We start from the raw sequence: 6,547 nt of genomic DNA, 5'->3' as shown, positions 1-6,547 counted from the left end.
GGGCGACACCACGCCGGAGGCCGCGCAGCAGCCCGCCGAGGAGCACACCGAGCCGGAGATCACGCAGACCGCCGCGGCGGAGGAGACGACCGAGGGCGACACCACGCCGGAGGCCGCGCAGCAGCCCGCCGAGGAGCACACCGAGCCGGAAGCCGGGAAGCCGACCGAGCCCGAGAAGGCAGGGGCTAAGGAGCTGGCCGAGCCGGAGGTTGCCGAGAAGGCAGAGGTCGAGGAGCAGGCCGAGCCGGAGGCTGAGGCGCAGGAGGTCGTCGAGGCGGTGTCGGTGACGGCGGAGGAAACCGCCGCACCGGCCGACGAGACGACCGCCCCGCAAGCCTCCGACGGCGAGGACGCCCCACACAAGTCACCCGCACCCGACAGCGAGACCCGCACGGGTGGTGCGGGTGAGAACGACACGGACGCCGAAGGCGAAGCCGAGGCGGAGCCGGGCAAGCCGACCCCCGCCACCACCCTGGCCGAGGTCAAGTCCCGCACCCCCTCCCTCGCCACCGCCTACAAGGCCGCCACGACCACCCTGAAGAACAAGGACCTCACCGGCACCCGAGCCAAGGTCTACCTCGTCCTCGACCGCTCCGCGAGCATGCGCCCGTACTACAAGGACGGCTCCGCCCAGGCCCTCGCCGACCAGACTCTCGCCCTCGCCGCCCACCTGGACCCCGAGGCCACGGTCCACACCGTCTTCTTCTCCACGGAGATCGACGGCACCACCGACCTCACCCTCACCCCGGACCACGAGACGAAGATCGACGACGTCCACGCCGGCCTCGGCCGCATGGGCCGTACCAGCTACCACGCCGCCGTAGAGGCCGTACTCGCCCACTACGACGAGTACGAGAAGGACACCACCCCCGCCACCCCCGCCCTCGTCGTCTTCCAGACCGACGGCGCCCCGGACGCGAAGACCCCCGCCACCCAGGCACTCACCGCGGCGGCGGACACCCACCCCGCCGTCTTCTTCTCCTTCGTCGCCTTCGGGGAACACGACAACAAGGCCTTCGACTACCTCCGCAAACTGAAGACCGACAACACGTCGTTCTTCCACGCGGGCCCCGCCCCCCGCGAGCTGACCGACACGGAGCTCTACGAGGGCGTCCTCGCCACCTGGCGCCCGTAACCGACCACGACGGACGGTCACCCTCAGTGACATCCGGGCCGTCCGCTTCCCACCCTGCAAAACGGGAAGCGGGCGGCCCACCCATGTCGGCTACGATTTCAAGGTTCGAAACCGCAGAAAAGCAGCGACCTGGGAGCAGCCACGATGGCTCGACACCTCATCACCAGCGCCCTTCCGTACATCAACGGGATCAAGCACCTGGGCAACATGGTGGGGTCCATGCTCCCGGCGGACGTGTACTCCCGGTATCTGCGCCAGCGCGGCCACGACGTCCTGTACATCTGCGCCACCGACGAGCACGGCACCCCGGCCGAGCTGGCCGCCAAGGAGCAGGGCCTGCCGGTCGACCAGTTCTGCGCCCAGGCGCACGACGCGCAGAAGGCGGTCTACGACGGCTTCGACCTCGCCTTCGACTACTTCGGCCGCAGCTCCTCCCCCGAGAACCGCGACATCACCCAGCACTTCGCCCGCAAGCTGAACGAGAACGGCTTCATCGAGGAGCGGGCGATCCGCCAGGTCTACAGCCCCGCCGACGGCCGTTTCCTGCCCGACCGCTATGTCGAGGGCACCTGCCCCCACTGCGGCTACGACAAGGCCCGCGGCGACCAGTGCGAGAACTGCACCCGCGTCCTGGACCCGACCGACCTGATCAACCCCCGCTCGGCCATCTCCGGCTCCACGGACCTGGAGGTCCGCGAGACCAAGCACCTCTTCCTCCTCCAGTCCAAGCTGGAGAACGAGGTCCGCGAGTGGGTGGCCCGGCACGACAAGGACTGGCCGCAGCTCGCCTCCTCCATCGCCCACAAGTGGCTCACCGAGGGCCTGCACGACCGTGCGATCACCCGTGACCTGGACTGGGGCGTCCCGGTCCCGGCCGACACCTGGCCGGAGCTGGCCGCCGAGGGCAAGGTCTTCTACGTCTGGTTCGACGCGCCGATCGAGTACATCGGCGCGACGAAGGAGTGGGCGGACCAGGACCCGGAGAACCGGGACTGGAAGTCGTGGTGGTACGGCGCGGACTCCGGCGAGAACCCCGTCCGCTACACCGAGTTCATGGCGAAGGACAACGTCCCCTTCCACACCGTCATGTTCCCGGCCACCGAACTGGGCGTGCGCGAGCCGTGGAAGAAGGTCGACTACGTCAAGGCCTTCAACTGGCTGACGTACTACGGCGGTAAGTTCTCCACCAGCCAGAAGCGCGGTGTCTTCACCGACCAGGCCCTGGACATCCTCCCGGCCGACTACTGGCGCTACTTCCTCATCGCCAACGCCCCCGAGTCGGACGACTCGTCCTTCACCTGGGAGCACTTCACCGCCACGGTCAACAAGGACCTCGCCGACACCCTCGGCAACTTCGTCAACCGTGTGCTGTCCTTCTCCAAGAAGCGCTTCGGCGAGGAGGTCCCGGCGGGCGGCACCCCTGGCGAGGCCGAGACGAAGCTCGGCGAGCAGATCGCCGAACTCCTCGCCGAGTACGAGGGCCACATGGAGACCATGCAGTTCCGCAAGGCCGCCGCGGCCCTGCGCGCCCTGTGGTCGGCGGGCAACTCCTACCTAGAGGAGAAGGCCCCCTGGCTGCAGATCAAGACCGACAAGGACGCCGCGGCCCTCACCCTGCGCACGGCGATGAACCTGGTCCACCTGTACGCGGTGGTCTCCGAGCCGCTGATCCCGGCCACGTCCGCCGCCATGCGCCAGGCCTTCTCCGTGCAGGACGACACGGCCACCTGGGTCACCCCCGACCAGGCCAAGGCCCTGACCTCGGTCCCCGCCGGCACCCCCTTCACGGTCCCCCCGGTCCTCTTCGCCAAGCTGACCGACGAGGACCTGGCGACGTACAAGGAGCGCTTCGGCGGCGAGGAGCAGTAGCGCCCGCACATCGTCCTGTCCCCGCCCGGCAAGTCGTCCGCACTGGATGCAGCCGGGCGGTGTCTTACCTATCCTGATGACGAGTCGGACAGGTGGGGGACGATGACGGCAACGGGGGAGACGAGGCCGGAAACGGCTTCGGTCCGCAAGGAATTCGCGTTAGAGCGGTACCGCTACATCCTGCAGCAGATCCACACGGTGAACGAGAACGCCCACCGCTTCCTCGCTCTCTACCAGACGCTCGCCACCGCACTCGCGACCGGCGCCGTCGCCCTCTTCGTGGGATACCGGAAGTGGGACATTCCCGCGGCCACCGCGCGCGGCGGTGTGATCGGGCTGCTCACCCTGACCACCGTGGTCGCCGCCTTCACCTGCACCCTGATCGTCGTCGGTGTCCTGTCCTGGCTCGACTACCGCAACGAAGAGTGCGACATCACCGACGAGTTGATCGGCCCGGACTTCCGCAAGCGTCCACGCCCCGGCAACTTCGTGCGCTGGTACGAGACATACGTACTGCTCTTCATCCTCGTCTCGGTGATCACGATGTGGGTGCTCGCCGGGTTCCTCCTCCTTCCAGCGATGAGGTGATCGTCCCCGGTGCCCGAGCACGGCTACACCAGCACCGTCCTGTGGCGGGACACCCTGGCCGCACGTCCGGACGACCCGCACGCCGAACAGCGCGAGCGGCTGCGCCGGTCGTACCTGGAACTGCGCGAAACGGCGTCCGTGCTCCTCGCGGAGAACGCGCGCACCATGCCCCAGTTCACGGTGCACGACATCAGCCATGTGGACGCCCTTTGGGAGACGGCAGACCTGGTGTGCGGACACCAGGCCGTCCTGAACCCGGCCGAGGCCTACGTCCTGGGCTGCGCCTTCGTGCTGCACGACGCGGCCATGGGGGAGGCCGCATATGGGACGGGCGTCCGGGAGATGATGGGCGAGGCACGCTGGCGCGATCTGGTGTCGGTGACGTACTACCACCGGAAAGGACGCTGGCCCGAGCAGGAGGAACTGGACGAGCCGCCCGCCGAGATCGCGGAGACGTGCCGGACGACCGCCATCCGCGAGACGCACGCCGAGCAGGCGCGGCGCCTGGTGGATCAGTCCTGGCGGTCGAGCACCGGCAAGGACATCCACCTCATGGACGACGTCCAGCTGCGCGACGGCTACGGTCCGCTGATCGGGGATCTCGCGGCCAGCCACTGGTGGCCGGTGGACCGGCTCGCCGAGGAGTTCGGCGACCCGCGTGGCTCGCTCCCCTGGCAGCCGAGCGAGTGGACCGTCGAACCGCTCAAACTGGCCTGTGTCCTGCGGCTCGCCGACGCCACCCAGATCGACAGCCGCCGGGCTCCGACGTTCCTGTTCGCACTGCGCGACCCGCAGGGCGACGCCTACCGGCACTGGCGCTTCCAGGAACACATCAGCCGACCGGTGCTGGACCGTGACCGGGTCCGGTATTCCTCGCTGCGACCGTTCCTGCCCGCGGACGCCGGTTCCTGGTGGCTGGCGCTGGACTACCTCCGTGCCGTCGACCGCGAGCTGAAGGCGGTCGACGCACTCCTGCACGACCACCGGCGCGAACGGCTCGCGGCCCGCGCGGTCGCCGGGGTGGACGCACCCGAGCGGTTCGCACGGCACTTCCGGGTGCAGGGGTGGCGCCCCATCGACGCGACGGTCAAGGTCTCCGACGCCCCAGCCTTGGTCAAGAGCCTCGGGGGCGAGCAGTTGTACGGTGACCAGCCCGCGGTCGCGGTGCGCGAGCTGATCCAGAACGCCCAGGACGCCGTCCTGGCCCGCCAGGCGCTGCAACCCGGTTTCACGGACGGGCGCATCGAGGTCAAGCTGACTCGGACCGACAGCTCCTGGTGCCTGGAGGTCCGCGACAACGGCCTCGGCATGGACGAGGGCACCCTCATCCACGGCCTGCTCGACTTCGGCAAGAGCGGCTGGAGCTCCGCCGCCGTGCGCAATCGGCTTCCCGGACTGGCCGACGGCGGATTCACGCCCAGCGGGCGGTTCGGCATCGGATTCTTCTCCGTCTTCCTGCTCGGCGACGACGTGGAGCTGATCACCCGCCGCTACGACGCCGCCACCCAGGACGCCCGCCGCCTCGCCTTCGACGGCCCGTCCAACCGCCCGCTGCTGACACCGCTGCCCGCCCAGGGCTGGGTCCCGGAGGGCACGACGGTGCGCGTCACCCTGAAGAAGGGCGCCAACGACGTACGCGGTCTCCTCTACTACACGGAGGACGACCTGCTCGAGCAACTGGTGCAGCAGTTGGTCCACGAGAACGCCGTACCCATCCACATTTGGGAGCCTGGCGCGACGGAGCCGACGGTCCTCCCCCGCTTCTCGCTGGCCTCAGGAACGCCGGAGGAGGTCTTCGACCGCCTCTATCCGCCGGCCGCGACGGAGTACTGGACCGCCGGGGAGGAGAAGCAACGCCTCCAGACCCGCGAGGCCTTCGTCACGCGGGCCACCGAGCTGCTGGACGAACAAGGCCGACGCATCGGCTTGGCCTCGCTGTGGAACGACCTGTACTACCAGGGGCCTCGTTTCTACGCGGGAAACGTCACCGTCAACGGCTTTCACGCCGCCCAGTCGCATGCCTTCGCGGGCTATCTCGCGGGAAAAGCGAGCCGGGCTTCACGTGACAAGGCCGATCTGGTCGCCGACCAGGAGCAGGTACGCCAGTGGATGCGTACCCAGGAACAACAGCTGCGCCGTGCCGGGCTGCTGGACGACTCGCTGCAGTTGGAGCTGGCCTACACGCTGTACAGCGCGTACCAGGGCCTCCCCGACGACGTGGCCTTCGCCCTCACGGCAGAGGGCCTGCTCCGGGCGTCCGACGCGGTCGGCTGGGCCGAACAGCGGGAGGAGGTGTTCATGGCCTTCACCGGGACTTCCCTCGCTTGGGACGCCCGGCCTCCGAAGCTCTACGAGTACACATCGGGAGTTTCTCTGGAATTGCCCGAGGACTGGGTCTTCGTGTGCTCGAGCTATCCCGACCCACCACTGGCCCAGGTCTTCCCGGATGTGGAAAACCGCGACCCTGCCTACGAATCCGCGCGTCACCACACCCAGCTGAGCTGGCAGAAGCTGTGGTGGCGCCAGTCCAGCAATCTCCACGGCTTCTTTCTGCGTGCCGTGTGCCGCGCGTGGTCGTGCACGATGGAATCCCTGCTGGCGCCGGTCGAGGCCCGCAAGTGGTCGGACACCGGCCGGATCGGTGACGAGACCATCGGCCCGATCCCCGGCTACCTCCTACGCCGACCGGGCCGATGACCGGGTTACGGGCTACTTCAGGACCCCGGCCCCCGTCGTAGCCGTCAACTCCCCCGGCAGGTTCTTCGCCGGCGTCTCCAGCCCCGCCGTGAGCCCGGGTTCGACGTAATTCGGGGGCCCTGGAGGTTCTGCGGGCCTGAAAGTGCAGGTCACGGGGTTGGAGGTCGTTCCACGGCTCGGAAGTGCCTAGAGACGCGATTTTCGTAATTCTCCTGCGCTGGCCTGGGCACGGCTCATAGGGTCTGGAGTCGTGTACGT

At 68.7% G+C, this 6,547-nt stretch carries 4 protein-coding genes; all 4 read left to right on the top strand.

Translation table 11 applies throughout. The features are described from left to right. A partial coding sequence (locus AB0M27_RS30690; protein WP_365726374.1) for a VWA domain-containing protein occupies positions 1-1,135 on the top strand: 1,135 nt, incomplete at its 5' end. 144 nt (positions 1,136-1,279) lie between these two features. Next, positions 1,280-3,004 carry a methionine--tRNA ligase gene (gene metG / locus AB0M27_RS30685; protein ID WP_365726372.1) on the top strand — a complete coding sequence of 575 codons (1,725 nt, stop codon included), beginning with the start codon at positions 1,280-1,282 and terminating at the stop codon, positions 3,002-3,004. Positions 3,005-3,106: 102 nt separating this feature from the next. Continuing rightward, the gene (locus AB0M27_RS30680; RefSeq protein ID WP_365726368.1) at positions 3,107-3,592 is read left to right on the top strand and encodes a hypothetical protein; all 486 of its coding nucleotides are present in this window, start codon (positions 3,107-3,109) and stop codon (positions 3,590-3,592) included. Positions 3,593-3,601: 9 nt separating this feature from the next. After that, positions 3,602-6,289, top strand: coding sequence for an ATP-binding protein (locus AB0M27_RS30675; RefSeq protein WP_365726366.1), 2,688 nt, complete (start codon positions 3,602-3,604; stop codon positions 6,287-6,289). The last annotated feature ends 258 nt before the right edge of the window (positions 6,290-6,547 follow it).

It is taken from the genome of Streptomyces sp. NPDC052107 (assembly GCF_040680215.1).
Taxonomy (GTDB): domain Bacteria; phylum Actinomycetota; class Actinomycetes; order Streptomycetales; family Streptomycetaceae; genus Streptomyces.
This window is presented reverse-complemented; position numbering and strand designations above follow the sequence as displayed.

Coding starts and splice junctions, on each gene's coding strand:
- metG (WP_365726372.1), top strand. CDS start 1,280: ATGGCTCGACACCTCATCACCAGCGCCCTTCCGTACATCAACGGGATC.
- AB0M27_RS30680 (WP_365726368.1), top strand. CDS start 3,107: ATGACGGCAACGGGGGAGACGAGGCCGGAAACGGCTTCGGTCCGCAAG.